3 protein-coding genes are annotated in these 2,656 nt (G+C 63.6%); 1 reads left to right on the forward strand and 2 read right to left on the reverse strand.

Translation table 11 applies throughout. The annotated features are described in order from the left end of the window. The coding region (gene cydB / locus AHiyo1_RS15120) for a cytochrome d ubiquinol oxidase subunit II (protein ID WP_084784527.1) at positions 1–501 on the reverse strand (501 nt) is incomplete at its 3' end. A 20-nt stretch (positions 502–521) separates the two neighbouring features. Beyond that, complete coding sequence (locus tag AHiyo1_RS15125; protein ID WP_059389113.1) at positions 522–2,135, reverse strand: cytochrome ubiquinol oxidase subunit I; 1,614 nt, start codon at positions 2,133–2,135, stop codon at positions 522–524. 276 nt (positions 2,136–2,411) lie between these two features. Between AHiyo1_RS15125 and AHiyo1_RS15130 the strand changes: the two genes are divergently transcribed. Further along, positions 2,412–2,656, forward strand: a 245-nt coding sequence (locus AHiyo1_RS15130; protein WP_148667608.1) for a BlaI/MecI/CopY family transcriptional regulator, incomplete at its 3' end; no start/stop codon positions are given.

A 2,656-nucleotide genomic window follows, 5' to 3' on the forward strand; every position in this document is an offset into this window, starting at 1 on the left:
GAATCCGCCCAGCACCGCGTATCCGCTGAACCAGGCAAAGGGGCCGCCCTGGCGGTCGCCGTTCGAGTCGATCGGCAGCCCGGTGGTGGTCAGCGCGAGGGCAGCGCCGATGCCGAACGCGGCCGTGAACGAGCCCAAGGCGATCGCCCAGTCCCAGACGGTCCGCCAGCGCGCGGTGTCCACTTTTCCCCGGTACTCGAAGGCCACAGCCCGGAAGATCAGGGCCACCAGGACAATGAGCAGCGGCAAGTAGAGCGCCGAAAACAACGAGGCATACCACAGCGGGAAAGCCGCGAAGGTGGCACCGGCCGCGGTCAGCAGCCACACCTCGTTCCCGTCCCACACCGGGCCGATCGTGTTCAGCAGCACCCGGCGGTCGGTGTTGTTCCGGGCGAAGAGCTTCATGAGCATTCCGACGCCGAGGTCGAAGCCCTCCAGGAAGAGGTAACCCGTCCACAGCACGGCGATGGCCACGAACCAGACGGTAGGCAACAGTTCCATTCGAAAGATCCCTTTGCTTCCTAGTAGGCGAATGCCAGGACGTCGTCGCTGTCACCGGGCTGGCCCGGAGCACCCGGCGTCCCGCCGTCGTCGTCCTTCTTTTCCTTCTTTTCGCTGCTGCGAGCCTCAGCGAGCTCCGGCATGGCGGACACCACTCCGCCCCGGGCGTATTTGACCAGCAGCCGGACCTCGACCACCAGCAGGACCGCGTAGATGGAGGCCAACACGACCAGCGAGGTGATGAGCTCGGCGGCGGAGACGCCGGGTGAGACGGCCGCGGCCGTGAACATGAACACTTGGTCGACGCCGCTGGCGTCCGGATTGGGCGCGACGACGAACGGCTGCCGGCCCATTTCGGTGAAGATCCAACCGGCGGCGTTTGCACCGAAGGGAGCGAGGATGCCGAAGACCGCCAGGCGCATGATCCAGCGGGATTGCGGGACCATGCCCTTGCGGGTCACCCACAGGGCGAGCAACGCGGCAAAGGCAGCGATCCCGCCGAAGCCGATCATCATGCGGAAGCCCCAGTAGGTCACTTCCATGACGGGTACGTACTGGATGTCTTGGCCTGCCCGATCGCCGTACAGGGGATTGTCCGGCAGGTGGGTGCCGTACTTGGCCTTGTATTCGTCAAGGAGGCTGTTGACGCCCTTCACTTCGGTGTTGAAATCACCCTTGGCCAGGAAGGAAAGGATGCCGGGGACCTCGATCACGGCCACAATGTCGTTGCAGCTCTTGGACCCGAGGTTGCCGACGCTCAGCACGGAGAATCCGGTGCCGTCGTGGCAGGCGGCCTCGGCCGCGGCCATCTTCATGGGCTGTTGTTCGAACATCAGCTTGCCTTGCAAGTCGCCCGTGAATGCGGTGCCGGCGAACGAGATCATGGCGACGACGGCGCCGATCCGCAGGGAGGTGATCCACACCTTGTAGTCGGCCTTGTCCCGTCCGGGAATGACGGCTTCGCCTGCTACGGCCCGGCCATCGGCTCCTACGGTGTCAATGCCATCGTGGCGGCGGCGCCAGAGGTGGTACCAGGCGATGCCCAGGAGGAACGCACCGGCGACGGCCAGCGCGCCGAAGAGCGTGTGGGGTACGGCCACCATGGCGGTGTTGTTGGTGAAGACCGCCCAGGCGTCGGTCATGACGGGACGCCCGTTGACCATCGTGACGCCGACGGGGTGCTGCATCCAGGAGTTGGCCACGATGATGAAATAGGCCGAGAAGACCGAGCCGATCACGGCGATCCAGAGGCACGCGAGGTGGATGCCGCGCTTGAGTTGCTTCCAGCCGAAGATCCAGAGTCCCAGGAAGGTCGATTCCACGAAGAACGCCAGAAGCGCTTCCAAGGCCAGGGGCGCACCGAACACGTCGCCGACGAACCGGCTGTATTCGCTCCACGCCATGCCGAATTGGAATTCCTGCACGATGCCCGTGGCCACGCCCATGATGAAGTTGATGAGGAAGAGCTTGCCCCAGAACTTGGTCATCCGCAGGTATTCCACCTTGCCGGTGCGATACCAGAGGGTCTGGATGACGGCCACCACGAGGCCCAGCCCGATGGTCAACGGCACCATCATGAAGTGGTAGACCGTGGTGATTCCAAATTGCCAGCGTGCGATTTCCAAGGCGTCCATGGCTGTCCTTATTGTTCCGCCGCCCGCTGGCGGCGTCCATTTTCTACGTTGCGTAGAACCGACTTCTTCTACACAGTGTAGAACAAACCCCTGCGATGTGCTCACCACTCTTCCAGCGGTGTCACAGTGCCGCAAGGACACGCCGCGCCGCATGTTCTACCTCACGTAGAATCGCCGCCCGAAAAGCGGTAGATTGAGGGAGGAATGTTGGATCGTCGCACTTCCATGCAGCCCGCGAAAACGGGCAAGGCAAGTGCGGAAAGTAGGGATGCGTTGATGGCAAGTCTTGGCGAACTGGAACGGGCGGTCATGGATCTCCTTTGGGCGGGCCAGGAGGCAGCGACAGCCAACAAACTCCGTGATCTGCTGGCGCAGGATTCCGCCGCCACGGATGGTATTGCAGGACACCAGGGCAAGGACCTCGCAGTCACCACGGTGCTGACGGTCTTGTCCCGCCTCGAGAAGAAAGGCCTCGTGGAGCGCGAACGCGGCACCCGCCCGCACCGCTACCAGGCTGTTTC

Origin of the sequence: Arthrobacter sp. Hiyo1 (assembly GCF_001263615.2) — a bacterium.
In the GTDB taxonomy this organism is placed as follows: domain Bacteria; phylum Actinomycetota; class Actinomycetes; order Actinomycetales; family Micrococcaceae; genus Arthrobacter.